The 26,999-nt window shown below is 44.7% G+C and carries 22 protein-coding genes and 2 pseudogenes; 18 read left to right on the forward strand and 6 right to left on the reverse strand.

The window, feature by feature from the left end:
• The first annotated feature begins 25 nt into the window (after nt 1-25).
• From MHI45_RS30175 to MHI45_RS30225, 12 genes and pseudogenes are all read left to right on the forward strand, one after another.
• A complete protein-coding gene (locus MHI45_RS30175; RefSeq protein WP_340899370.1) occupies nt 26-7,108 on the forward strand; it encodes a DUF3289 family protein in 7,083 nt (2,360 codons plus the stop codon).
• Between the two features lie 45 nt (nt 7,109-7,153).
• Nucleotides 7,154-7,720 carry a hypothetical protein gene (locus MHI45_RS30180; protein WP_340899369.1) on the forward strand — a complete coding sequence of 189 codons (567 nt, stop codon included), beginning with the start codon at nt 7,154-7,156 and terminating at the stop codon, nt 7,718-7,720.
• 530 nt (nt 7,721-8,250) lie between these two features.
• Nucleotides 8,251-8,526, forward strand: a complete 276-nt coding sequence (locus MHI45_RS30185; RefSeq protein WP_340899368.1) for an Imm8 family immunity protein — start codon at nt 8,251-8,253, stop codon at nt 8,524-8,526.
• A 649-nt stretch (nt 8,527-9,175) separates the two neighbouring features.
• Nucleotides 9,176-9,286, forward strand: coding sequence for a ribonuclease domain-containing protein (locus tag MHI45_RS35285; protein WP_445322230.1), 111 nt, complete (start codon nt 9,176-9,178; stop codon nt 9,284-9,286).
• 19 nt (nt 9,287-9,305) lie between these two features.
• A complete protein-coding gene (locus tag MHI45_RS30190) occupies nt 9,306-9,812 on the forward strand; it encodes a barstar family protein (RefSeq protein ID WP_340899367.1) in 507 nt (168 codons plus the stop codon).
• Nucleotides 9,813-10,724: 912 nt separating this feature from the next.
• Complete coding sequence (locus tag MHI45_RS30195; RefSeq protein ID WP_341159868.1) at nt 10,725-11,282, forward strand: hypothetical protein; 558 nt, start codon at nt 10,725-10,727, stop codon at nt 11,280-11,282.
• A gap of 210 nt (nt 11,283-11,492) precedes the next feature.
• A complete protein-coding gene (locus MHI45_RS30200; protein ID WP_341118507.1) occupies nt 11,493-12,356 on the forward strand; it encodes a hypothetical protein in 864 nt (287 codons plus the stop codon).
• Complete coding sequence (locus MHI45_RS30205; protein WP_076113107.1) at nt 12,349-12,651, forward strand: hypothetical protein; 303 nt, start codon at nt 12,349-12,351, stop codon at nt 12,649-12,651. The genes MHI45_RS30200 and MHI45_RS30205 overlap by 8 nt, the downstream gene beginning before the upstream one ends.
• 249 nt (nt 12,652-12,900) lie before the next feature.
• Nucleotides 12,901-13,815 carry a class I SAM-dependent methyltransferase gene (locus MHI45_RS30210; RefSeq protein ID WP_076113108.1) on the forward strand — a complete coding sequence of 305 codons (915 nt, stop codon included), beginning with the start codon at nt 12,901-12,903 and terminating at the stop codon, nt 13,813-13,815.
• 179 nt (nt 13,816-13,994) lie between these two features.
• Nucleotides 13,995-14,648 (forward strand): TetR/AcrR family transcriptional regulator, encoded by a 654-nt coding sequence (locus MHI45_RS30215; RefSeq protein WP_341118509.1) that lies wholly within the window; start codon nt 13,995-13,997, stop codon nt 14,646-14,648.
• A gap of 24 nt (nt 14,649-14,672) precedes the next feature.
• Nucleotides 14,673-15,041, forward strand: a complete 369-nt coding sequence (locus MHI45_RS30220) for a DUF4180 domain-containing protein (protein ID WP_341118510.1) — start codon at nt 14,673-14,675, stop codon at nt 15,039-15,041.
• A gap of 64 nt (nt 15,042-15,105) precedes the next feature.
• A pseudogene (locus MHI45_RS30225) lies at nt 15,106-15,746 on the forward strand (formylglycine-generating enzyme family protein).
• A 97-nt stretch (nt 15,747-15,843) separates the two neighbouring features.
• Here MHI45_RS30225 and MHI45_RS30230 read toward each other — a convergent pair.
• Together MHI45_RS30230 and MHI45_RS30235 are read right to left on the reverse strand one after the other, a co-directional pair.
• Nucleotides 15,844-16,746, reverse strand: coding sequence for a stalk domain-containing protein (locus MHI45_RS30230; protein WP_341118511.1), 903 nt, complete (start codon nt 16,744-16,746; stop codon nt 15,844-15,846).
• A gap of 152 nt (nt 16,747-16,898) precedes the next feature.
• Nucleotides 16,899-17,273 carry a VOC family protein gene (locus tag MHI45_RS30235; protein WP_076113111.1) on the reverse strand — a complete coding sequence of 125 codons (375 nt, stop codon included), beginning with the start codon at nt 17,271-17,273 and terminating at the stop codon, nt 16,899-16,901.
• Nucleotides 17,274-17,502: 229 nt separating this feature from the next.
• Between MHI45_RS30235 and MHI45_RS30240 the strand changes: the two genes are divergently transcribed.
• Both MHI45_RS30240 and MHI45_RS30245 read left to right on the forward strand, forming a co-directional pair.
• Nucleotides 17,503-18,267: a hypothetical protein gene (locus tag MHI45_RS30240; RefSeq protein WP_341118513.1), complete on the forward strand. Its 765-nt coding sequence runs from the start codon at nt 17,503-17,505 to the stop codon at nt 18,265-18,267.
• Between the two features lie 131 nt (nt 18,268-18,398).
• Complete coding sequence (locus tag MHI45_RS30245; protein WP_038589222.1) at nt 18,399-19,034, forward strand: hypothetical protein; 636 nt, start codon at nt 18,399-18,401, stop codon at nt 19,032-19,034.
• Between the two features lie 86 nt (nt 19,035-19,120).
• Here the strand turns inward: MHI45_RS30245 and MHI45_RS30250 are convergent, their stop codons facing one another.
• Complete coding sequence (locus MHI45_RS30250; RefSeq protein ID WP_076113113.1) at nt 19,121-19,663, reverse strand: hypothetical protein; 543 nt, start codon at nt 19,661-19,663, stop codon at nt 19,121-19,123.
• A 181-nt stretch (nt 19,664-19,844) separates the two neighbouring features.
• Here MHI45_RS30250 and MHI45_RS30255 point away from each other — a divergent pair, with 181 nt between their 5' ends.
• Complete coding sequence (locus tag MHI45_RS30255) at nt 19,845-20,558, forward strand: glycosyltransferase family 2 protein (RefSeq protein WP_076113114.1); 714 nt, start codon at nt 19,845-19,847, stop codon at nt 20,556-20,558.
• A gap of 66 nt (nt 20,559-20,624) precedes the next feature.
• On the opposite strand, the pseudogene MHI45_RS30260 reads toward MHI45_RS30255, so the two are convergent.
• Both MHI45_RS30260 and MHI45_RS30265 read right to left on the reverse strand, forming a co-directional pair.
• Nucleotides 20,625-21,346, reverse strand: a pseudogene (locus MHI45_RS30260) (class I SAM-dependent methyltransferase).
• A 20-nt stretch (nt 21,347-21,366) separates the two neighbouring features.
• Entirely contained in the window at nt 21,367-22,017 is a 651-nt protein-coding gene (locus tag MHI45_RS30265) for a Vat family streptogramin A O-acetyltransferase (protein WP_218642542.1), read from the reverse strand.
• Nucleotides 22,018-22,259: 242 nt separating this feature from the next.
• Between MHI45_RS30265 and MHI45_RS30270 the strand changes: the two genes are divergently transcribed.
• Nucleotides 22,260-23,210, forward strand: coding sequence for an alpha/beta hydrolase (locus MHI45_RS30270; protein ID WP_256718220.1), 951 nt, complete (start codon nt 22,260-22,262; stop codon nt 23,208-23,210).
• Nucleotides 23,211-23,298: 88 nt separating this feature from the next.
• Here MHI45_RS30270 and MHI45_RS30275 read toward each other — a convergent pair whose 3' ends face one another.
• Complete coding sequence (locus tag MHI45_RS30275; protein WP_076113116.1) at nt 23,299-24,990, reverse strand: M3 family oligoendopeptidase; 1,692 nt, start codon at nt 24,988-24,990, stop codon at nt 23,299-23,301.
• Nucleotides 24,991-25,158: 168 nt separating this feature from the next.
• Between MHI45_RS30275 and MHI45_RS30280 the strand changes: the two genes are divergently transcribed.
• Together MHI45_RS30280 and MHI45_RS30285 are read left to right on the forward strand one after the other, a co-directional pair.
• Complete coding sequence (locus tag MHI45_RS30280) at nt 25,159-25,911, forward strand: MerR family transcriptional regulator (protein ID WP_076113117.1); 753 nt, start codon at nt 25,159-25,161, stop codon at nt 25,909-25,911.
• 156 nt (nt 25,912-26,067) lie between these two features.
• Nucleotides 26,068-26,979, forward strand: a complete 912-nt coding sequence (locus tag MHI45_RS30285) for an alpha/beta fold hydrolase (protein WP_076113118.1) — start codon at nt 26,068-26,070, stop codon at nt 26,977-26,979.
• The last annotated feature ends 20 nt before the right edge of the window (nt 26,980-26,999 follow it).

A 26,999-nucleotide genomic window follows, 5' to 3' on the forward strand; every position in this document is an offset into this window, starting at 1 on the left:
CTTATAACGGATAGGAGATCAAATCATGAAATTCGGAGCGCTCAAAAGGAAGTGGCGCGGCGGCAGCATGAAGGCACGTTTTAACCTCATGCTTGCTTTGCTGCTGGTCATTTCTTATATTCCCATCCTTCCAGGTCTGGATAAGTTCATCTCTCCGGCCTATGCAGCTACCAATATGCGGATTGAACCCAGTGAACTTAACCCGGAATCGGGAAAATCGGTTAAAATCTCCTTCAGCTTCAACGCGGCCGACAACGGTCAGGAGTATCATAAAACGAATATCAGCCTCTGTACTCCACAGCGGGACGGATCGTCCCCGCTCCTCGGGGATCTGATTAAGAGCGGTGAATATCCAACGAAGCTTAACGGCCAATATATCGTTCATGAGTATGAATGGGACGGGAAAATCGGCGGTGTACCGCTGGATGAAGGGCGTTATAACATCTGTATCTCCCCTGCCGAGTATAACGGTGTTGGCGTGTACTACGGGCAGATCGCCAGCTTTGAAATCCTTGGAGGCGATGAATTGCCTCCTCCGGCAGCTTTGCAGATCAAACCTGCTGCTGCAGGACAATCTGTGGTTTCAGGAACTGCTGAACCAGGGGCCCAGCTGGAAGTGGAACTTTATTATCCGTCCAGTGGGGAAAAACGGCTGTACTCTAATATTGCTGTCAACAGCGCAGGACAATGGAGTGAACAGATCGGGATAACGCTGGGTAAAGCCGTGCATATCACGGCAAGAGCGAAAGAGGAAGGTAAGTACTCGGGGGTTTCGGAGCCGCTCGCAGTGCTGCGTGCGCCTATGCCTGCTTTTTCACTCAGCTGGGAGGCGCTGGCAGCCTATTATTATAAGCTGGATACTGTTCAGGCCATGCAGGAGAAGGCTCAGGACATTGCATTATTGAACCAGTCTGCAACCTCTGCGGGAACAATCAGCGGCCTGACCTCCATTCTGCTGACCAATCCGCAAACCAGCCGGGCTATAAACAGCGGGGATCTGCCGCAGTTTACGGAAGCGGCACTTCAGGATCGGCTGCGGATTGTGAACCCGTCCGGACAGGCACCGGTTGATCCGGCACGGGGAGATTTTGTCTACTCCAGTGATTCAATCTCGCTGCAGGCGTTGATGCCGCTGCAATTCGGCCTGAACTATTTAAGCCGTGACCCTTTTACAGGTGTAAGTGGATTAGGGTGGCATCACAGCTATGAATGGAAGCTGACTGCGGTAGAAGACGGCAAGGTAGAAGTGATGAGCCCGGATGGCTCGCGTTTTGAGTACGTACCTTTGTCGGGAGGAGAGTATCTGACACCGCGCGGCACGGACTGGACGCTGAGTGCTCCGTCAGCAGGGGCGTATACTCTATCATCACCTCAAGGCGATCTCTACCGGTTCAATGCAGAGGGGCTGCTGCAGTCCATTACGGATTTGAACGGGAATAAGATCACATTTGCTTACCAGGGTACGAAGCTGGCAACGGTCAGTACAGCCGGGGTTTCTCTGAGCTTAAGCTACGACGGAGCAGGGAAACTGATGACTGCAAGTGATCCAACCGGCCGCCAAATGTCATTTCATTATGACCCGGCCACTGGAGACCTGACCTCGATTACTGATGTGGACGGAGCTATAACCAAGCTTACCTATGATAACAAGCACCATGTGCTTAGTGTTACGGATGCCAAAGGGACCGCCACGATGAGCGTGACCTATGATGACCATCAACGCGTGACCGGCTTTACCGATTTTTACGGGCAGACGAGTTCATCCAGCTATGAAGGGCGTGTAGCTCCAGTAGTTCGGGGAGAGGTGTCGGAAGGCGGCGAGACTGGGATAAATCCTGCGAACGGACGGGATATTCCGGACTCGGATGAAGTGATTTTGTCCGGTACGATGCATAATCTTGCTCATGCACCTGCATACCGGCAGGTTGCCGGGCTGAAGCCGCTCATTGCTGACTATTTGGCGGGCAGCATCGGAGCCATCGAGAACAAACGGGATGGCTTCATTACTTCTGCGGTTGCCGCTCCAGGCGGGATTGCTGCCATCCAAAGTGCAATTGCGGCCAGCAGTACATCCCCGGCAGTTGTCAGTTCGGGTCATTTAAATCTTGAAGAAAGCGTAACATTCGGGTCGCCGAACAAGCCTGTGGTGCTGATCGTGGATGGTATGAATACGAACCGGGATATTACCGTGCGTGTGTACGGTACGCTGATTCTGAAGCAGGGACTTAATGCCAATACCAAGCTTGCACTGGATGTGCAGAAGGTTCAAGGCTTGTACGGCAATCTGTGGTCCGGCGGAACGATTCATCTCAACAATGATTCTTCCGTAACTGTGGGGGATACGCTGCAAACGGGCAGTTTGACCTATAACAGCGGCGGGCTGACCATTGATGCGCAGCGGATATTGATTGCCGGAGACTTGTCCATTAACACAAGGGTGGAAATGAACATCGCCCAGGAGATGGTCGTTGGCGGGATCGTATCCAACAACCAGACGGCGAATCTAACCGTGTCCGGCGGCGATCTGTTCGTTCGTGACAACGTCAGTGTTAACAATAATTTGAATGTGCAGACGGGCGGTCTATTCGTCCTTGGCGGAGACATGACTCCGAACCAGACTCCTGTTGTTCATACGGGAGTGGGAGCAGGCAAGACCATTTTGACCTACTCGGAGAGCGGAGCAAGCGATGTGAATTCCGGGATTGCCAGAACGGTGAGTGCTGCCGGATTGGCCTCTTCCATTGCTACTACTGCGAATAAGACAACGTGGACCAATGCGCTTGATCAAGATACTGCTTATGTGTGGAATAATAATTTCCAAGTCGTTCAGCGGCAAGCGGCGAATGGCTCGATCGTTAAATACAGCTATGACAGCAGTGACCGGGTAACCGCGATCACAGACGCTAACGGCAATAAAGAGAAATTGGCATATGACGAGCGCGGCAATGTTACTCAGCTGACAGATGAGAATGGTACTTCCACCCTCACACGTTATAACGCCTTGAACCGTCCGGTTGAGAAGATCGATGCCCTCGGCAACCCTTCCACCTACGATTATGATACCGCAGGCAATCTTGTCACAAGTACGGATGCCCTCGGCAGCACTGTCACCATTGTCAGAGACAGTGCAGGGGTTCCGGTCTCCATAACCGATGCCGAAGGGCATACAACAGCATATATCAATGATGCTGCCGGGTTCGCACAGGAAATTAAGGACCCGAGCGGATATACGACAGTGATTGAACGTGATACCCTGCACCGCACCACCCAAGTGGCAGATGCCGATGGCAAGCTGCAAGGTGTCGAATATGACAAGAAGGACCGTGCCGTTTCCATAACCAACGCACTTGGCCAGACGAGCACGGTCACTTTTGACGCAAATGGCAATGTGGAAGAACAAACGGATGAAGCCGGAACAAAGACCGTCAGCTCTTACCAGGTATACCGGTTAAACGGCACGAAGGACGGACTTGAGCATAGTACCAGCAATACGTATGATGCGCTTGGCCGCGTGATAGAGCAAAAAGATAAGGCGGGTGAGACAACGGCTTACAGCTACGACAGTGTCGGACAAGTAAAGGAAGTTACCGATGCTGAAGGCGGGAAGAGCACTTATACCTACGACGATAACGGAAATATGCTCACCCGGAAGGATGCCAAGGGTAACCTCACCTCCTACACCTACAGTAAACGCAATGAACTGCTGAGTGTGACCGATCCACTCGATGCCAAGACGAGTTACCGTTATGATGCGGCTGGCAATACCATCAAAGAGACGGATGCACTGGGCAATAGCACCTATTATGACTACAATGCACTGGGACAACTGGTGAAGGTAACAGATGCGCTACGTGGGGTAACGGAATACCAGTACGACAAGAACGGTAATCAGATTGCCGTCATCGACCCTAACCATTCCATCTGGAAGACCAAATACGACAGCAGAGGTCTGGATGCAGGGACAATCAATCCGCTGAATGAGGAAACGGTCGTAACCCGCAATGCACGCGGACTAATGACCGGGTTCACCGATGCGGCAGGCCAGAAGACCACCTACGAATACGATGATTTGGGACGCAGTACACGGGTACGCAACGCGCTCGGGTACGAAACTTCATATGCTTATGATGCTCAAGGCAATGTAGAGAAGATCGTGGATGCGAATCAGCGTGAAACTGCTTTTACGTATGATCCGCTGGGCCGGTTAACAGATGTGAAGAATGCGGAGGGCAGCACCACCCATTACACCTATGACGCCTCCGGCAACTTGCTGGACAAAACCAATGCCCTGGGAGCAGTGACTTCCTATCACTACGATGCACTGAACCGGGTGATTGAATCAGTGAATCCGCTGCAGGAGAAGACCAGCCTTGCTTATGATAAGAACGGCAACCTGCAGAAGGTTACTGAACCGGACAGTAATACAACCGTATATGCCTATAATAAAGGCAATCAAGTGGAGCAGATTAAGTACGGTAACGATCTTACTGTAAATTACAAATATGACCTCGCGGGACGCCGTGAGTTGATGACGGACAGTACCGGAAACACAAGATATACCTATGACGCACTTAACCGGCCAACGTCGGTCATTGATCCGGACGGCAATAACGTGCGTTATGAATGGACCGCAACCGGAGAGCGCAGCAGAGTGATCTATCCGGATAACTCGGTGGTTAACTATGCGTACGATAAGCTGGGCCGCATCAAGCAGGTGACGGATGCGCAGAACCAGACGACCAGCTATCAGTACGATGCAGGCGGCCGACTGACGGAGAAGCTGCTGCCGAACAACGGTCAAAGCACTTATACCTATGACGGGGTTGGACAACTGCTGGAGATGAAGCATCAGGCACCGGGCGGCGCGCTTCTGGAGCAGCTGACCTATGTCTACGATCCGGCAGGGAACAAAATACGCACGGAACGCCAGGAAGGCGGCAGCGATGAGGATAATCCGGCCGGCACACAGCGTCCGGCAGACATCTCGGATTATGCGTACGATGCGCTGAACCAACTGGTTGAAGTGCAGAAGCAGAATGGTTCCAAGGTCGTCTACTCCTACGACACCGTAGGCAATCGTCTGGGCAAAGAAACAACTGAAGCCGGAATTACCACCTTGGAGAGCTACACTTACGATGCGGCCAACAAGCTGACCCATTACGAAAAAGGCAGCGACTACAAGGACTACGCCTACGATAAGCGCGGCAATTTGCTGGAAGTGAGCGGGATCGACAGCGAAACGGCTTTGAGCTTGTTCACGGCGAAGACCAATGCGCAGAAGGTTACAGTGCCGGAAAGTGTCTATTCGGATAAGGAAGTAAAAGGACTGAAAGCAGGCAGGGCCGCAGACGCAAATGCAGATGCAGTTACCAATACAGATGCATTGTCGGAGCTATTAGATCCGCTGTCATCGATTGCAAATCCATCCTTAAATCCAGCAGGAACAATTCCAACCGATGCTGAAGAAGCTTCATTATCCGGCCTGCCGGATGCAAATCTTGAATCTGGCGTCACGGAAGAGGTATACGGGGCAGACAAAGTCCTGAATCCTGACGCACTGCTGAAGGTTGCGCAGGCAGCAGGCCCTCAGGTGCTGGAGAGCAACCGCTGGGATGCATCGAACCGGCTGATCGGAAATACCAACGCATACGGCGATATCACCACATACAAGTATGACGGTGACGGGAACCGGGTCTCCATGCGGACCACCATTGGTGACGGTGCTATTCAGGATGCTTATCTCTCAAGCAATCCTGCCGGGAACCGGGATGGCTGGGAGCCGCAATATAAGAAGCGGCAGATTGACATTTATTTTACCAATGACATCACCATGAGCATTCCACAGCCTCTTATGGCAACCGGAGCTGACGGCCAGAACTGGAAGCAATCCTACGTCTACGGAGCCGGTGAAGAGCGGATCAGCATGAGTTATCTGGTCAGCGGAGACGAGAGTAATGATTGGGAACCAGCTGATGGAGCCAGTGGTGCAGGAGTGGCGGCTGTAGCGCCGAAGACACTCTATTATCTGAGTGATGCACAGGGAAGCGTGATCGGACTGGAAGGCCAAGACGGCAGCATGTCAGCACGATACCGTTACGACGAATTCGGCATAGCCGAAAACCCGGAGAAATTCGACCTGAACTGGTCCGGTCCAGACAACTTGTTCGGCTACACCAGCCTGGGCTATGATTACTACAGTGGCTACTCCCATGCGCAGGCGCGGGATTTTGACTCTAGTATTGGGCGGTTTATAAATGAGGATACGTATGAAGGGGATATTAATAATCCGCTTAGTTTGAATCTTTATGCATATGTTAGTAATAATCCGTTGATATATACTGATCCAAGTGGACATTATGCTGCTTGGGGTGGAGGTTTTGGCGGTGAAGTGCCATTGCTAATCTATCAAACGCAAATAAGAAAGAACCCTGAGGACATGCAATACAATGATAAGTCTAAAAATCAACTAGAGGATATATTAAGTGCCTGGTATTATCAAAGTAATTTCAAGAATAAGGATGAAGATCATTGGCGAAGCGATTTTGAAACTTTAGTTAGAAGCACTTCTACAGGGGATATGGAAGATATCGCATTGGATATGGTTGACCATTTCATGTCTGGAACAGGCACTCCATATAGAAACAACACGCTAACAAATAAAGTGCACAATAAAGGGGTTATAAAGAAGTATGTTAGCGAAATCAAGAAGACGGTCAAGAAGTTGTTGAAGAAGTATAATGGTGATACATCCAAATTAAAATATGATGCAGCAGATAGAAATAATAGTTTAATGGTACGTGAAATGAAGGGTACTATTAATCAACCTTCTTTTAACGGAACCTTAGATAAAATAAACGGTTTTGGAATTACAATTCATGGTTTTGAGGGGAATAGTATTGAATTATCATCAGTTAATACAAATGGATCTACTTACAGTGGGACATTACATTTTAAGCTTTGGGATAATTTCGGTTTGGATGAAGAGGACGTAACTCAACAAAGAAAATGGGTAGGTTTACGGTCATGGTATATTTTGCAGCATTATTCAGCATTAAATGGAAGACATAAACCTTTTCAAACTATTGTTGAGTTTGATGAAAAGTTTTAACAGTAATATTCCCAGAAACTATTTAAGAAAGGATTGATTGAATGAATGAAATTAACAAAAATAAAAAAAATTAAATCGTTAATTAAATCGGTATTGATAGCCATCATTTCAATTAGTCTATTATTAGGTGGTTGTAAATTTTTACTAGGGACTCTCCTGTGGTCAACTTGGGAGTACAAAGTAAAAGATTTTGATACCTATAAAAGCGATTTCCAGACTATAGCGGATTTGGCTTATCGTGAGTTTAGCAAGGGTCAAATGATGCGCTCTTATATATTTGTAAATGAGAATCCTGATGGAACAGTCAATTTAAGTTATGAAAGTGTCAACAGTGAAGATATCGTTGAAGTACCGATGAGCCAAAAAGAGAAAAGATCTCTGGAGAAAATTGTGGCAAAAGCTTTTCGTCAAGGTGATATGGCTTATTTATCTGTTATCAGAGTTTATAAAGACCAAGTAGAATTTGAAATCGAAAATGGTCAGTATTCATTGATATACAGAAAAGATGAACATAAGCCTAAATTTTTAAACAAGTTATCTTATACAAAAGGGTACTTTAAGTTAAAGAAGATATCAGATCACTGGTATCATGCAAAGTTCGTAGAAGATTAAAGAGGAATTTGAACAACGTCGACTTTTGATAAGTGTGCAATATAAAGTTGTAGAGAATATGTATTAGTCCAGTTATCAAAACATAGTATACTGTTTGATTTAAAAATAATAAACGAATAGAAAGAACCTAAAAGAATCTGCATTGACTAATAAAAGTCATCGCAGATTCTACTATGACGAGTCGATATAAACAAAGACTTTGACCTTGGGGGCTGCAATCCTCAAGGTCTTTCTTTTATCCCCACCCAGAGCTGAGTGAGTCGGGCGGCAGAACCAGAGTGAAGTTAACCCTCATTACCTCAGTATGATATATCCCTGATATGACTGTACGCACACATATAATCTATGACCATTGTTGTGGCGGCTATTCTACAGGCGTTGCCAAAAATGGGTATACAACATATATTAGCAAAGATGGAAACTTTGTTGCTAGATATGGCTATAAGAAAGATGGATCACTAGAATTGAAGAAAATAATATTGGTGGAAATTTCCACATAAAAGTTAAATGATTTGAAAGGTGGAATTCGTGTGATAATACCTGTGCTTAAAGGTATTGATTTTGCTGGAAACCCAGAAAAGCAGACTGATTTTAATGTGAGAGTAACAGCTTATGTTTCAGAAGAAAATGATAAGGGTGCGGACTGCTTTCATTTCCAAGTGATTTCACCAGAATATCTGGCGAAATTTTTAAGTGGAAATAATCTTTTTAATGGAAGGGAAACATTCATTGTTAATAAATTTGACCTAGCTTTGTTGGAACTAGAAGTAAATAAGATTTTAAAGGATTGTATCCGTCCTACTTAGGATGAAGTGGGGAAGGCTATTAACCGACATTTGAGATGGGAATACGATAACATTCAATACTTGTCGAGTGAGGAGGAACAAACAAGGGTAGACCTAGATTAATGACAAGGACTTAAACTGTATCAGGCTACCTAGGCTTAATATTTTTTATATATTTAGATGACTTATGGTAGCCGAAATAATAAGCGATATTTAAAGACCTTGAGGGACGAAATTCTCAAGGCCTTCTTTTTACTCCCCACCCAGTGCCGAATGAATAGGGCGGCAGTCTCAAATGGAAGTTTACTCTCATTAGATTCATATGAAATTCCTCTAAATATGAATGTACATACTCGTTCAAGTATTGACGATTATACCCTAACTATACAAGTTACTCCTTACATATGATCCCCAAAATCATCATGACTTGAGAAAAGTAATAAAAGCAATATGGCAATAAATAATTGACTTGAACATCGCGATTACGTGAGATAAGAGTCTTAATTGGGCAGATCTGTAGTGAAATCAAAGGTAAGCAGTTTAAGAGGATAGCTTTAGATGCTTCCCCCAATTAGACCTCATTTGAGTGTGGAAAGCTCAATGTGTTTTTTTTGTTTTTGTAGAAGGTATTTCTCAATATATACTTTTCAATTCATAATTATGTAAAGCAATTGAATGTTTTTTATGGAACAATAGAGGAGCAGAGCGGCTCGTGACAGGTGATGACGGCACAGTATACTATACAAATGATCATTATAAAGCATTTGTTAAAATTAAGTAGGGACGAGGTCATTGAGTATATGATTGATAACAATTTAGATGTGACTTTAGGTCAACCTCACTTCTACATTAAAACAGGAGACCCATCAGATTTTACAAACTTACTATGGGATTGTACAAAGGTTAATAATAAAAAATTAATAGCCAAACTGGTGCGGGGAACAAAATGTACTACGGTTGAAAAACTATTTGATGAGTTTTCTGCAGTGTTTCAGTTTCCTTGGTACTTCGGAGAGAATTGGGATGCTTTTGAAGAGTGTATAAACGATCTTAGTTGGTTAAATGCTGAGGCTTATGTATTATTCATTAGTAATTCAGAGGCTCTTTTAGAGTTAACCAATGAAAATCTAGATACATTCTTAAATATATTGAAGAATACAACTTATGAATGGGAAAAGGGAAGGGACTTCGGAGCTATGAAGACATCTCCAACACCGTTTAAGATTATATTTCATAGTACAGGAAGTAAAGAACGAAAGGTTATAGATAGATTTCAGGATATAGGGATTGATTTAGAAATAATGTGATAAACGTGAGGCCTTGGGAAATTTATCCTAAGGTCTTTTCATACTTTTGCCACACAGTGCCGATTGAATCGGGCGGTAAGTCCTGAAGGGACTTAATCCTCATCATTTTCGTATGAAATTCCCTTAATATGCCTGTACGCACATGCAAATATTAGAAATTATAATCTTTTATCATAATCCTCTAACCGCTTTACCTAAACGGGTGGCAAGGTAATGATACAATGGTGGTAGCTTTTAACAAGGCTGTTATTGGTAGTTTTTTGTTAAGCACGATCCTGCTACAGATCGTGTATTGATTGGTCACATTAAAGACCGTGAGATAAGAACATTTTAAATTGATGATGTTCGTGATGCAGACGCATGTGTTATTGAATTGGTGGGGAGTGGATCAAGAAGATCCTGCTTATAATGAATTACCAGTTCTACTAAAAAAATGGATTATTACATCTTGATGGGCCACCTGAATATGTTATGGATGAAAAATACAATCCACTGATAATTTAAGCATTAAAAAACACAAACACTTCCATCAATAGCATGTAAGCTGATGTTGAGCATTTTGCAAATCTGTTCCATGGTCTTAAAATATGCGGCATTGACTTTATCAGAGCAGAGATGAGTGTTTGGTCTGACATTCATGAGTCAGGCTAGCTCCCTCTGTGAGATTCCTTTGCGACTAGAATTTCTTTTAAGCTAAGTCGTACTGACATAATAGGATTCTCCTTATTGTTGTAATACAAAGTAGTCACGGCTTATACCATAACATTGTGGGTGAAAGCAAGTGTAAGGAAATTACCAGGACTATATTTGCGCAGATATGATTAATGACCTCTATTTATAAACAGAGATTATTCGAGGAATTACAATAAAGTAATCGCAAGTGGTTGCTAAACCAAATAAAGGGCGGAAAGTATGAGATATTTATCAATGATTGTGGTTTTGATTATAATTTTAGTTTTAATCACAGCATGCGGAACAGAGAAAGGCAATATTTCACGTATAGCAACTCCAGATACAAATATCGCTAGTTCTTCCTCTGCTATTCCCGATAAATCCAATTCTGAACTAATAGAAAAATTAATGGGAAAGTGGAAAATTGACCGTATTTATGCATATGGAGTGGGTGGTTCGAAAAATGATGCGCAAGATATCAAAGAGTTAATTGGAACAGAAATTGTTTTCACTTCAAGTTCCATTAAATTTGGTGATGAAGCTGAAGAGAAGCCTGTTTTCTATAAGCTGAGCAAAAGTTCAGATGAAAGCTTTTTATCTGATATTGATTGGATAGAAGAAAGTACCATGAGCACAGATTTAAACCCTCAAACCCTTAAGGAAATAAGCCTATATGAAGATAATCAATATGTGAACTTTTATTATGGTGATGGTAATATTACTTATTACACTGATAAGGGAGAACTTATATTGGACCAAGAGGGAGACTTGTTTTTATTAGAAAAATGGGAAAATTGATCATGTGTCGAATTATATTAAGTGAGAACAAGAATTTATTCAATGAATCTTTAGTCAGAATCCCTTGACTGTGAATAGAGCCTTAGCAGTCTATTGCACCAAATTCAAAACAAAGCAGTAGGCGTAGGACGAAATGTTTCAGTACATTGAATTTTTTTTATAGCCACAAATGAATTCAGGGTGCTGTTCTGTTCGATTGGGAGGGGAAGTATGGTGAAGATAGCTATAAACTTTGACCGACAACTGGATGAAGAGACCTATCATTTAGTGGAAGGCCTTGCGAAAACAAGAAGAATGAAAAGAGATGTCAAGATACTTTCTAGTATGGTTCCGGGTAAAGATATGGGGGTTGACGGCGAATTTTATTATAATCCATTAGATTTTCCAGAGTCTGGACAGAGCGTAGATCTATCCATTGTTGATTATAACACTCCGCCCAGTTGCCAACCGGACCTCTGGTTGCATTGGAAACCAACCAAAGATCGTAAGCAAATCATATGGACCTCCAGTGAACAAACGGTAAATATTGTGGAATGGCTGGTTTATTTGGTTCAAAAAGTCTTTGGGCCAAAAGGTTACTGCTTGAGTGGAGATGTCCAAGTAACCGGGTCTAAAAGGATCAGGATAGAGAACAATGAGATATTTGTGAACGACAGAGCTATAAACGCCATGGAAATTTTGATGAACATTATGATGTCAAATATGAGGCTGGATTTGAATACATCGGTTTTACCTGGACGAATACTTAAGATGGAGATGTCTCCTGGTGAGATATGGGCTATCGAGGTCGAAGACACCTGTTCCGAGGTGAGGACTGTATTGTCTTCAGTTGAGAATGAGATTACTTTGGTACAGCAGTGTAATGATGTTTTATTCAGTTATTCTGGCCATCTCCAATTAGATAGTGAGGCTATTGAAATTCTTTGGAGTGATGACGGCATGAGATCCGCGGTTTTCCTGAACGGTGTTCTTGTGACTGTTTATGACTTGGTAAACCAAAGAATGATCAACTCCACGTTGAATGGTGATGACCTGATTCCAGTTCCTGGAAAGTGGGGTGGATTCCATGAGTAATGAAATTCAATTAGAAAAGGAAATATCAACTCTCATATTAAATATTCTTCTGTATATAAGAACGAATAGGGAATTGCCGGAAGAAAGTATAAGAGAACTACTGGGTTTTTTAGAGGCACTAAGAAAATTCACTAAAGGAAGACATGAAATATCTAAACCTTTGGCGTATCAATTGTTCTACCTTTACACAACAGGTGTAAGTCAAGCTGCTCATAACAAGGATCCAGATAGTACTATACTTACGGAGTTATACATGGGCATTGTTGCCGTATTTAGTGATGCTCTTTATCAATAATCAAATTTGCTAGATAGATTGAACTTAAAACTTGAGAGAAGGGAAAGGAGCGGTGCAATGGGAACATCTTTCGCAAAGTCTGAAGAGAAATTAATTGCACAATACCATCGGCTGAAGTAATGGTGATCAGATTTATCATTGACAAAATATTTTATTTATGCTATAATTTACATAACTAATTTTACCGTTTATAATAAGATTCTCCTGGCCAGGGGGAGTCTTATTTTTGTTTATGCGGAGGATGATTGTATGAAGACAAATGAGTCCAGTTTAACTTCCTTAATCTCAGCATTTGGTCGAGCCTATCATAGTAAATATGACGCACCCAAAATTTTCGATGATTTTATTGCTAAAGATTTAATTACGGCAAAAGAATTTACAGACATCAGCGAGAATATGATCCAAGGCATATCCTTTTTTAACCAAGAGATTGCTCAAAAATATCAAGAAGACCCGGATGAAATTTTAAAATGGATTACACAAGTCCAGCTTTCTCCAACGCCTTTGGCACGGGCTGCCTATTGTGAACATGTATTCCTAAATGAAGCGATGCTCGGACTAAAGCAGTATGTTATCCTTGGAGCCGGGCTAGATACTTTTTGTTTCAGGCATCCGGAATTGGAGAACAGCGTGGGAATTTTCGAGGTTGATCATCCGGCTACACAGGAATTGAAGAAGAACAGGTTGGATGAGGCTAATTTAACAATCCCGAGAAATCTTCATTTTGTTCCTATGGACTTTACCAAACAGTTTTCTTATCAGCATCTGATAGAGGCGGGATTTGACAGCACAAAAACGTTCTTTAGCCTGTTGGGAGTTTCTTATTATTTAACGAAAGAAGAAATTTCGAACTTGATCCATCATTTATTTGCCAACGTCCCGTCAGGCAGCTCAATAGTCCTTGACTATGCAGACGACAGACTGTTTGAGGAAAAAGGGATGTCTAATAGAGTTGATAATATGGTGAAAATGGCTTCAGCCGGTGGAGAACCGATGAAATCAGGCTTCACGTATTCGGAAATCGAGAAGCTGCTGGAGAGCGCAGGCTTACTAATCTACGAGCATCTATCACCGGCTGAGATCAATGACCGTTTCTTCAGTCACCGGACGGATTATTTGTCTGCTTTTGAGACGATTCATTATCTCCATGCGATAAAAAAATAATCGATCAATGACCCCAGGCTTAGGAAAGAGACCACATTCCTTGAGATTGCGGTCTCTTTCTATTTGTCCAGCTGAATATTTAACTAATGATACCCCAGGATTTGACAAAATGCTAAATCATTAAGTACAATTTATTTATTCCGACTGTTCAGTATAAATAAAACAAGCAAGGAGAACATATGCCCAAACTAGGAATGGAACCCACTCGCCGGGCTGAGGTTATCAACGCCACGTTAACCTGTATCAGCATTTATGGAATGGATGGCATGACTCTGGATAAGGTTGCCGAGCTTGCAGACTGCTCAAAGGGAGTGGTCACCTATTATTTTAAGAACAAGGATAACCTGACGATCGAAGCGTTTAAGTCGTTTTTGGCCTATTATGGCCTAAAGATTGAAGCGGAAATTGCAAACACCATGACAGCCGGGGATATGCTCGACGTTACACTGAAGCATATCTTACCGCCAGCACGTAATGACACGGGAGAGCAGATTAATGTATCGCAGCTGGATGGAATTGAAAAGATGAATATTCCTTATTCAGCTCAAGGCAGGCTGTTTATTCAGTTTTTTTCGAAAGCTGTCTTGGACCGTAATTTACAGGAAGTTGTGTCCAGCAGTTATCTGGCTGATGTCCATGGCATCGCAAAGATCTTTGATTACGGCAACAAGGCGGGACAAATGACTGTAGAGGATGCGCAAAGCGCTGCCTATGGGCTGCTGGCTATGGTAGTAGGACTAAGCTTCTTCAGAGTAGCGGACATACCGCCAAGCCGCAGCGAAGACAACCGGTACATTTGCGAGGATTATGTCAGAAGGTTCACCAAGCATTGAATATGCAATATTAGGAGGACAATTATGAATGTAGCGAAGGTAGAAGCAGGTGGTGTAGATATTGCTGTTGTGAGCAGCAGCGAAGTATTAATTGGGGATGTGCAGTCAGCGCTGGATTTTATAGCTACCGTACGATATGAAACGGACTGTGACCGTATCGTTCTGAACCAATCCAATGTAAGCGACAGCTTTTTCGACTTGAAAACACGCCTGGCTGGCGAGATCCTGCAGAAGTTCATTAATTATCAAGTGAAGCTTGCGCTGGTTGGTGATTTTTCTATATATACCAGTCAAAGCCTTAAAGATTTCATCTATGAATGTAACCGTGGGAATGACTTCTTATTCATGCCAACCGAACAACAAGCGATTGAAAAGTTAAGCATGCTGAAGTGAAAATAGACCGGGAGGGAGAGGGACTCAGTTGTCAAAAGCGCAGCACAATCATACCGGTTTTCCTATGGTGGAAATTCCTGCAGGAGAAATTACATTAAGGGATGATCGGATAAAGACCTCATGGGCTGTAGAGGTGAAATCATTTTGGCTTGCGCCGGTTCCTGTTACGAAAGAGCTATATGTCTCGATATTGCCGGGTGCATCCGGACCTATTGACGATCTTCAGACTCCGGTAGTGAATGTCTCCTGGCATGATGCGATCCTCTTTTGTAATTTGCTGCCTCAGCAGGTCTAAAAGAATGTTACTCAGTTAGTAATGACGGCGAGAGTGTTGTCTGTAACTGGGGAGCAAATGGGTACCGTCTGCCTACAGAAGCGGAATGGCAGTATGCGTGTAAAGCAGGAACTTCCGGGTATCAATACGGTGAGCTTGATGAGGTTGCCTGGTATGAAGGGAATTCAGAAGGGAGGGTCCGTGAGGTAGGCGGGAAAAAGCCGAATGCATGGGGGCTCCATGATATGTTGGGAAATGTGTGGGAGTGGTGCTGGGATCAATATGATGCGAAAATATACGGTTCCTACAGGGTGTTCCGTGGTGGGAGCTGGGCGGAAGAAGCCAGAGGTTGTGGAGCAACCTGCCGCCGCCGCAGTCACCCTACATTTTCCATTGACGATCTCGGATTTCGTGTTGCCAGATCCCAATAAAAAGGCGGGAACCCCCCCTAGAAATACATCGGATCAACCATAGTGTCTCCAATTATTTGCTAGAGGGGATCCCCGCTCAATGGACTATAATGTGAAATTACATATTGACGGCTTTGAGGTAATACATGTTGGTCTTCTTGTCTAGTTCAAATTCCATAAAGACACTGAACTTAGAGATGAAGAAACCGGGCAAGTCAACTTCATAGGCCAAAGTAGTATAAGTAGCCCCTTTATCAGAGTATGTCTTGTCTAACGTTACACCGTCGATAGTTGCATTTTTTAGAATAGCTGCATATTTCGTAAGAATATCTTTTTCATTGACTTTGACAAAGGCTTGGACAGTTTTGGCGAAGTTTTCCTTCGCTCTTTTTTTGTAGCCCATGTCATAGTCATTTAAATCATCGATCACATATTTATCCACCAGGGCATCGTAATCGGCAGTTGAACCGGAGCTAACGGCCTTGCCGTAGGATTGGATAAATGCCAATCCTACGGATTTGTATTTGTCACCTGAGGCATTGAGATCATGATTCACAGGCAGTGTAATCAAACCAGCCGGTGTGCTGGCCGTCTGAGTTGCAGGAGCGCTGGCTGCCGGAGCACTGGCTGCTGGAGTGCTGGCTGCTGGAGCATTGGCTGCTGGAGCACTCGCTGATGGTGTGCTAGGAGCAGCATCATTATAAGGGATACCGGCATTGGCGCCACCAGTGGTTGAAATGACAACGGTGTTGCTGCCGCTGTTCCAGAGGACTTCCGCATTCAGCGCTTCACCGACGGCTTTGGCAGGAAGATAAGTAGATCCGTTGTAGACCAGAGGGGAGATTTTGTTTCCGCTGGCATCTTTAGGAGTCCAGGAAGCTCCATCTACAGTAAACTTAATTGTGCTATTCAGGTAAGCTTTGACTAAAGAAATCCCGTCAGCAGCATAGACACCGGCAGCCCCGAACAACAATCCGCTTGCCAGAATGGTAGAAACGAATGCTTTTTTTGAAATGTGCATAAATATTAAATCCTCCTAATTCATCGCTTGGTTTATTTTGACTATGTACTTTAAATGAGGTTTAATTTTCCTCTCTTTTTAATTTATAGTACCTTATTCTTATCGTCAACTTTAATGTTATTATCAAGGAAGAATAGAGAGAGTTTTGGAGCTTACACCATAAAACACCATCGAACGCCAAATTTGTCCACAAATTGGACCATACTTGGACTAAAGAATACCGGACCTATAGGCGTAATTGTGGTGCTTCCATCCTTCATGATCTGATAGGCCTCCCGCAGAACTTTTTCGTTATCAAAGGTAGCGACCAGCTCTAAGATAGAATCGGATGAATGTTCTTTGTTGCCGCCGTAGTCGCTGAACATAACCCTTTGGCCGAGAATATGCATTTCCGCGTGAATGACAAATTTCTGGGGCTCCTTGTCGGGATCATACATGATGGAATCTGTAGTGGCGTTAAAAGCCTTTTGATAAAGTTCGATAGCTTTGCAGCAATCACCATTCAAATATAATTGTGGATTCAGCATACATTCTCTCCTTTAAGGGATTTATACTAAACGGGTAAAAGTTTGAAGAAAGCTGATGCCAGTTTACCCGGTGATAATAAGTTATATTTTACCACCCGTCAATGAATTAATTATCGTTTTCTGATACCTGTGTTGCGGGGGGAATCGGCTATCGCCGAGCCATCCGTTTTGAGCTGACCCTGGAAATGTGGGATAATAAGTTACAATGATTGGAGAGGTGAGAATTTAGATGACCTATTCGTTCGCAATTGGACCTATAGAGCTGCAGGAATTTGACAGTGAAGATGAATTGATAAACAAATGCAAGGAATGGAATCTCTTGTCGAGTACAGCAACACGGGTGAAGACCTATCAGTACAAGAGAAACGGTATCACGCTGCCTTGTGAAATTGTGGGGTACGTCGATAGTATGACTGTAGTGATACAGTTTGAGAATAAGCAGCAGCACTGCATTCACCCTGCTTATTTAAAGGAGATGCAGACCTCCGGTTTTGGACAAAAATCAGCAGCAGCTGCTGAAGTTGAGGTGACAGAGGGAGCGGATGAAGCTGGCAATGAAGCGGTAAGTGAAGAAACCGTAATTGAACCAGCAGTAATCGAACCAACACCACTTCCGCCGGCTGCCGGTGTGAAGACAGAGGAACAACCGCAAGAACCCTTGAAGAAACAGGAGAAAGCGAAAAAGAAAGCAGCGCTTGAACTGCCTGAAGAGAAACTGCAAATGTCCGCTACAGTCAAAGAGTTTACCACCGTGCCCAACCACTTTTCAGATAATGATGATGAAGTCATCATCTACGATGAGGTAGCTATAGAAGGCCACGAGCTGGAGCTCGGGGAAGTTTGGTCCAGCCACAGCGCCACATTGAAGAAACTTGAACTTGCGGTCGGGGATAAAGTTTCTTTTGAAGCAAAGGTGGTTGCCAAGAAGCTCACCCAGCATCCTGTAAAGTATAAGATCAACAACCCTTCGAAACTGAAGAAAATAACAGAATAAACAGGACCTTTAGCAGCAGGAGGACGGGGGCGCTTATAAGTGACAATTTTCAAAACACGCGTGCTCTTAATCGGTACAGATAGTCTCCCAAGCTGCTGAATGGTATGATAGGAAGTGGGGTGAATTGGACAATGAATAATGAGACAACGAATGAACCAACAAACGAGGAAGTAGAAGGCAATCAAGAGAATATGTCTGCCGAGAATTGGTCCGAGCTTCTGAACGCTGTTCATCATAACGGCCTCGTAGCTTTGAAAATGAGCTTTAATGAAGTGGAAGGACAAGTGTCGCAGCTGGAGGCTTACGGTGCGGTGTTTGTGTACCGTGTTAAGGATGCGTCGAACAATGACTATTTCTGCGGGTTTTTCCTTCGCGAGCTGATCGCAAGATTTCAGTCGGGTAATGATCCTGCAATCTGGATGGCTTCTTTCTTCCACGAGCTGATGAAGACTCCAGGAGGCAAGGATCTTCCCAAACCGCCTGCAAACGAGGAAGAAGCAAAAGCAGTCATCGACAACGTGTTGGTTCCGCAATGCATCGAAGCTATTCGTGAAGAATTTGCTCCTGAGCAAATTCACGCGGGGCTTGCCTTGAACCCGGAGCATGGCCCGGTCCTGGAAGCCGGATTCCCGGCCATTACTGATGGCCCTAACGTATGCGCGATTCCGCTTCATTTCTTGCTAACCCATTTGCAGCTGAACCGTGATCCGTCCGAGCTGCTGATTACAGGCATGTACAATATCCGTAAAGAGCATGGATTGGACTAAAATGTGAAAAGCAAGAAACCATACAAAAGCAACCCTGCCACCAGGCGGGGTTGCTTTTGTATTTTACAGTACATACTTCAGAGCCTTTAGCGGGACCGGGAAGAGCGTAGTTGCCGCAGAGGCAATTGGCTGACTATAAAATATAAGGTCAGTCCAATTAAGACTGCATAGTAAGGTATGAAGTAATACAAGCTGTATTCATTCACGTAGCTGGTCAGGAATAAAAAGTGCAGGCTCGTTAAGAACATGTAATCTCCAGTCATTCTTAGATGGTAATAAGGATAGGCCATCAGGAAGAAGCTGAATACATAAAAGCATAAGAGCAGAAAGGTACTGAGCGTTCTGCGGGTCAGGAAACTGACTAGCAATAGGAGCGATGTCACGATAATCAATAGGGAATACACGATCACCGGCTTTTCCAGCCCATCGTCATAATAATATAAATAGAGCGTTGTCGTATCTTTATTTTGATAGAGGATATTGGAGAAATCATGTTCCAGCGAGACGGTGAGATTACCGTAATTATTGGAAGTAAGAAACGCATAAGCAAGGTAAGCGGCTGTGAGCAGAACAATCAACAGATTGATCGGATAAGGCCGTTTATCTTCTAACTCTGCCATAGGTAACATTATTCAGAGTCTCCCATCCATTTGTTTAATATATGTTGTGAATCAATGAATTCATATTACATATATTGGTATATCATTATAATCATTTTAGTGTAGCGAATAAAATCACAAACCATAAGCCCGAACCGCTGTTTGTTCCTGCTCATATGTTGAATGGACGACAGGAGAGGGGAGAACGGCCTTGGGAAAAGCAGCCGATCCATACGGCGTTTCAATCATCGTGTGCACCAACCGCCCGCAATTTTTTGATAATCTGTTAGGCAGCTTTAGAAGCCAGCAATACAAAACGAAAGAATTAATCATTATACTTAACAGAAACAGCATGAATCTGAAGCAGTATCAAAGTAAAATACGCGCCTATCCCAATATCTCGGTGTATAAGGTACCCGAAAAAACTTCGCTCGGACAATGTCTAAACTGTGGGATTGCCAAAGCCCGTTTCCCGTATATCGCCAAGTTTGATGATGATGATTACTACTCCCCGTACTATTTGAAGGAGCAGATGAATGCGCTCAAGCGTACCAAAAGTGATATCGTCGGAAAACATGCTTGTCTTGTGTATCTGTCAGGCACCAAACGGCTCATTATCAGATCGCCCAGAGAAAAGAATAAAGCTGCGGATTTTGTGCAGGGGGGAACGCTGCTGTTCAGCAGACAAGTGACGAGGCAGGTGCGTTTTTCGGATCGTTCGCTGGGGGAAGATGTTGCTTTTTTACGCAGATGCAGCGCCAAAGGGTATCGTACCTATGCCACATCCCCGTATAACTATGTCTATATGCGCAGAGAAAACAAGGGCAGCCACACGTGGAAAGTGGGAGACCGCTTTTATCTCAAAGGAAGTATACCTGTCGCCGTGACCGACAACTACCGGGCAATCGCAAAACGGAAAGTGTAGAAGTGGAGTTGAGGGGGGACAACCACAGGTGGTTAATCCCCAAGCCTTTCACAGACAATAATGGCATCAGTATTCGGAGGCTTTTCTTGCCCGGATAAATAAAAATTGCGGTTTGCGCAGCAGCTTCTCATATGACTGAGGCAGCGCTTGTTTGAATTCTTCCGTCGGCATAGGCTCCAGCAGCTCTTCGAGTATAAAGCCAGCGTGAAGTACAGCGGACATAATCGCATTTAGAGGCCGTCTGTAGAACTGAACCTTCACTTTGACGTGATTGACATCCCAATCATCTTCCAGTAATTCAGTCAGGAAGTAATTCTCCCGTTGAAATACGGTATAATCCATAAACGGATGATGAACAGAAAAAACGAGGAACCCGCCCGGTTTCAGGATTCTGTGGAATTCACGCATAACGAGTGTCCAGTCTTTCAGATAATGCAGTGCCAACGAGGAAATCACCAGGTCAGTGGAGTCATCCCCGATAAAATCAAGGGGCTCATTCAGGTCCGCACAGACAAGTTTGGCCCGGTTGCCAACTCTTCTCCGGGTCATTCGATCATTTTGGGGCTGAAATCGAGCGCGGTAACGGAAGCACCTTTGCCAAGCAGCCAATCACTATACCAGCCAGCCGCGCATCCTGCATCCACTACGCTTTTGCCCTCCACATCCGGCAGCAGGGATAAGGTAGCTGGCCGTTCATAGTAAGCATTATAAGGTTTTTTGTCCACATAGTTGAGATAGTATTCTGCCATTTCTTCATAAGAATCCAGCGAAACCGACTCCTTGTGCATTCTGATCCCCCTTTTCCCAATTAATCTTCCTGTAGCAGCCTTTGAAGTTCTTCTTCGTCACAGCCTGATACCAGCAGTTCTAGATGTTGAAACAGCTTGTGCTCATCCCAGTTCCACCACTGCACTTTGGACAGTAGCCCGATCAGCTTATCACTGAAGCGTTTTCGAATTAAACGGGCGGGATTACCGCCGACAATGGAATAAGGCTCTACATTTTTTGTTACGGTTGAATTTGAAGCGATAATGGCACCGTCCCCAATCGTGATCCCCGGCATAATTGTAACCTGCTGGCCAATCCAGACATCATTGCCAATTACGGTATTTCCTTTAAAAGGCAGCTGGTCCAGCGTAGGTGTCACCTTTTCCCAGCCGCCACCAAAAATATTAAAGGGATAGCTTGTCAGTCCATCCATGCGGTGATTGGCACCGTTCATAATGAACGTAACACCTTCTGCAATGGCGCAGAATTTGCCAATGATCAGTTTGTCGCCCAAAAATTCATAATGGTGCAGAATGTGTTCGTAGAAATGCTCCGGGTTGTCGCTATTGTCACTGTAGTAGGTATAGTCACCGATTTCCACATTTGCCCTGGCTGGAAGATTGCGGATATAACATACAGTTTTAATATTCTCATTGGGGTAAAGCTTGTTTTTATCCGGCCCGACCATCATGGCTTTCACCTCACGAGTTAAATTTACGGAATATTGAAGCAGGGGGAAGCGAAACTCCGCAGTCATTCTATTCTTACTATTTTATGGCAGTCCGTCAAGTTGGAGAGAAACTGAATCCCCTTTTCCGGGCAGCAGATTGAAAGCGCTGTATATCACATTGTAGCTATATGATTTTATGATAGAGTTGATTAAATATGAATTGGTTCTACTTGAAATAGAAACCAGTTGAAACGGAGGATGGTATGAAGTGTTCCGGACAAAGTATCGGCATAACCTTCTTGTTACTGTTAATGATGTTTATCGGGGGATGTTCATCGGACAATAATCCCATAACTGCTCAGGCATCTTCACCCGCTTCAAAGGAGAAGGAGGGGACAAGTCCGCTGCAAAGCTCGGAAATTCAAAAGGTTTCTTTTCAGAGTGAATCGCTTGACCAAGTGATGAAGCTGAACGTGTATCTCCCGAAAGGCTACAGCCCGGAGCAGCGTTATCCTGTGCTGTATCTCATCCATGGCTATGGAGGCAATGAGACAGATCTGTTATCCGGCCTTGAAGTAGATCAGAACGCAGACCGCTTAATCGAAGCCGGGAAGATTGAGCCGTTGATCATGGTCTTTCCGCAGATGGACAATAGCTATGGACTTAATACATCACTGAACTATGCAGTTGACTATCCGGGAGATCCGATGACTACGTACAGCGGCATGTATGAAGATTACCTGTATAAGGATGTTGTAGGATATGTAGATCAGCATTTCAGCACCATAACAAGCCGGGATGGGCGCTTTATCGGAGGGGTGTCCATGGGCGGATTTATAAGCTTGCATACTACCTTTCTTCATACCGATCTGTTCAGCAAGGTGGGCGGCCACAGCCCGGCTTTGTTCCAGGACGATTGGTCCCAGGCAGGCGGCGAAAATGGTGTGAAACGGTTCCTCTATCCAACTGATGAAGACCGGCAAACCCGCGATCCGCTTATTTTTGCAGAGGATCTCGATCTGTCGGAGCTGGAGGTGTATCTGGATTGTGGAGATCAGGACCACTATAAGTTCTATGATGGAGCCGAACAGTTAACCAAGCTTCTGGAGAGCAAAAAAGTCTCCGTACAATATCACTTAGGCCAAGGGGCGCATGAAGCAGAGTACTGGAAGTCAAATCTCGATAATTATTTGTTGTTTTATGCCGGGAAGTAACAGGCCTTACTTTCTCATTGGATAAGCATGACAAAAAAGCAACTCCTCCTACCCGGCAGGAATTGCTTTTTGTGTTGCAGCTTATCGGTTACAGTGCTTTATCGTCAATGGAATTTAACCAGCCTTCAATCTCTCCGATGACGGAGCTGACACAACCATCCTTGAATGGTGAGATCAGACCGGCAAGCTGGACCAGCTGGACAAAAGATTGGCTTCCCCCGGCCTCACAGAGGCGCAAATAATCGCTCCAGGCAGATTTGAAATCTTCATTTGAACGTTTCCAGAACTGGAAAGCGCAGAGCTGGGCCAGCGTATAGTCGATATAATAGAACGGTGAGCGGAAGATATGTCCTTGCTTATGCCAGAACCCGCCTTGTTCCAGATAAGTGTTGCCGTCATAATCGCGGTGCGGCAAATATTTCTTCTCAATTTCCCGCCAAGCCTGCTTGCGCTCAAGCGGTGTGGCCTCTGGATTCTCATAGACAAAATGCTGGAATTCATCTACAGAAACACCGTAAGGAATGAACTCCAATCCGGATGCCAGATGGTTGAAGCGGTATTTGTCGGCATCCTGCTCGAAGAACAGGTCCATCCACGGCCAGGCAAAAAACTCCATGCTCATCGAGTGAATTTCCGCCGCTTCCGAAGTCGGGAACTCATATTCAGGTAACAGCATATTACGGCTTGAATAGACCTGGAAGGCATGGCCCACTTCATGGGTCAGCACATCAATATCTCCTGCTGTTCCGTTGAAATTGGAGAAAATGAACGGGGCCTGATACTGGCTCAGATAGGTACAGTATCCGCCGAATTGTTTCCCTTTTTTGCTTGTCAGATCCATAAGCTCGTTGTTCTTCATAAAAGTGAAAAATTCATCCGTTTCCGGAGAGAGCTCTTTATACATCTTTGCACCATTTGCCACAATCCACTCGGGATCGCCTTTGGGTTCAGCATTACCTGTATTGAAGTTAAAGCCTTCATCGTAATACTTCAGGGCATCCAGACCCAGACGCTCGGCTTGGCGCTGCTTCAGCTTCAGGGAGACGGGAACGATATGCTCCAGCACCTGCTTACGGAAATTGGCCACCATCCCGGCGTTATAGTCGGTACGCATCATCCGGTCATAACCGAGTTCTACAAAGCTGGCGTAACCCAGCTTCTTGGCTATGCGGGCACGAACCTTAACGAGTTCGTCGTAAATACGGTCGAATTCGGCTTCATGTGCGGCCATAAATTCATTTTTGGCCAGATAAGCACGTTTGCGCGTATCGCGGTCTGTTGCCGTTTCAAATGGTGTCAATTGGGACAAGGTGCGTTCTTCCCCATCGAACTGGATCTTGGCGGAAGCGATCACCTGAGAGTATTCGGTGGAGAGCTTGTTCTCCAGCTGCAGATCCTCAATAATTTCCGGGCTGAAGATCCGGAGCGAAATTTCAGCCAGCTGGAGCAGCTGCGGGCTCCATTCCTTTTCAATTTCAGCTCTGAATTTGGAGTTTACGAGCGCTTTGTAGTATTCAGTTATGTATTCCTGGACAATGGGGCTGATCTCATCTACGTAATCCTGTTCTGCCTTGTAGAATTCATCCTCAGTGTTGATGGAATGCCGGATGTAGACGAGGCTTGTCATGGTTTCAAAAGAACTGCGGAGTTTGTTCAGCGCAAGGATTGCTGCCTTTTGTTCCTCCCAGTTATCCGCTTCGAGACCTTTTAGCAGCGCCGTGAACTCCAGCTTAAACTTGTTTGCGTCGGGGCGTTCATAAGGGTATTCTGTAAATTTCATGAAACCATCAACATCCTTTCTCTACCATATGCACTATATTATATACGCTGGAGCCTCAAAAAAACAAAAAAAATTAATATTCGGAGACCTTTAATTAATTTGGACGGGTGGTATTGACTCTCCCCTTAGAGGAGGCCCTAAACTATGTTTTGAAAGGAGCGGGTTCAGTTGCTTTATGGCGTAAAGGAGACAGCCGCACTATCCAAGGTAACCGTCAAAACTCTGCATCACTATCACAAAACCGGCTTGCTGATGCCGTGTGAGATCAGTGAAGCGGGGTACCGTTTGTATGGGACGGAGGAGCTGGAACGGCTGCAGCAGATTCTTTTATACAGGGAATTAGATCTTACCCTGGAGCAAATCAAGCAGCTGCTGGAAGATGAGCCGGATAGACTAACGATTCTTGTGGAGCAGGAGAAGCTGCTGCTTCTCCGCAAGCAAAGGCTGGAAAGTATGCTTGAAACATTAAAGAAATCTATTATGAGCAGAAAGAAGGGAGAACAAATGGAGGATAAAGAGCTGTTTACAGGTTTTGAGAGTGAGGAAGAGTGGGCGGAGGCCATGAAGCCACAGCATGAGCATTTGAAAGAAACATATGATTTTGAATTGCTCGGTACGGCTCCCGTTGATCTTCAGAGGATGAATGAGATGGCGGCGGAGGCAGCAGCTTTTATGAAGGCGATGGCGGAAGCTCTGCGTTCAGGAGTGAAGCACAGTGATGCGGCCATCACACAGTTAATCGAAAGCCATCTCGGGTTTTTGAAGGGTCAGGGGCATCTGGTTTCAGCACAGGATTTTGCACTGCAGAACCGATTCTTCCTCGGGGATGACTTTCATTTGCAGATGCTTGAAGGCCAGCAGACCGGGCTTGCTTATTATCTGTCTGCGGCAGCTGATTATTTTGCAGCGCAAGCGCAGTAGAGTGAATTCCAAACAGACAGCAGAGCTGTACGCACTGTTATACCGCCAAGCACGTTTAAGTGTTTGGCGGTTTTTGGTGATAAGGTACAAGACTATTTTTTTGTCACGGAAATCCAAATGCATCCATGTTATCATCGGTTCAGCAAAGGAGTGCTGATGTTGAAGACGAAGTTGATCCCACCACCAGGAAAGTTAATTAGGGTTAAAGGCAAACAGATGCATATCAGAATAAGTGGGTTACCAGGAGGTAAGACCGTTGTTTTCGATCATGGCTGCGGCTACGGATCTTATTCGGATACATGGTCACTAGTTGAGGAGAAAGTAGCGCCATTTGCACAGACTGTTGTTTACGATCGGGCGGGGTATGGTTGGAGTGAGAAGGGATCCGTTCTTAGAAACAATGAGGAAGCTGTTGAAGACTTGCACGAGCTGCTTCAGGCAGCAGGCGTTCGGCAGCCTTTTATCTATGTGGGCCATTCCTATGGTGGTGTAAATGCGCGTCTTTATGCGGAGCGGTATCCGGAAAATCTGGCTGGCATCGTGCTTGTTGATGCGAGTCACGAAGATGAGCTGACAGACCGGTTCCCAAGAGAACATGTGAAGGGCCAAAAGTCGGGAATATTGATGTTTCGGATGCTATATTGGTTGACTAGAGCAGGTATTCTGAAATGGCTACTGCAGCGGAACAAGCTGAAGGAGTTTGAAGCTCTGTTGAAGCAGTTCCCTGAGTCTATAGCGCGACGGATGAGACTAATGACCCCGCAGAGAGCGACAGGATTGGCAGTATATCAGGAATTCAAAAATTTACAGCTTGGCTATGATGCAGTCCGAAAAAAAGCTCTTCCGCCAGGAATGCCCTTGCTTGTACTAAAAAGTGGAAAAGTGGAGCATTTAGAGAAAGTGAAGGTAGGGATAGCCGATAAAATAACAAGCTGTTTATTGGATGTAGCTGAAGAAATGTCCCATTTGTCTGACCAGGGCGAACTGGTCGTTGTGGAAGACAGCGGACATAATATTCATATCGAACGACCCGATGTCGTAGCTCAAGGAATCCGTCAAATGCTTTAAAAACCGTGTTTCCGAACATA

The sequence above is a fragment of the Paenibacillus sp. FSL H3-0321 genome (assembly GCF_038002865.1).
Taxonomy (GTDB): Bacteria; Bacillota; Bacilli; order Paenibacillales; family Paenibacillaceae; genus Paenibacillus_AQ.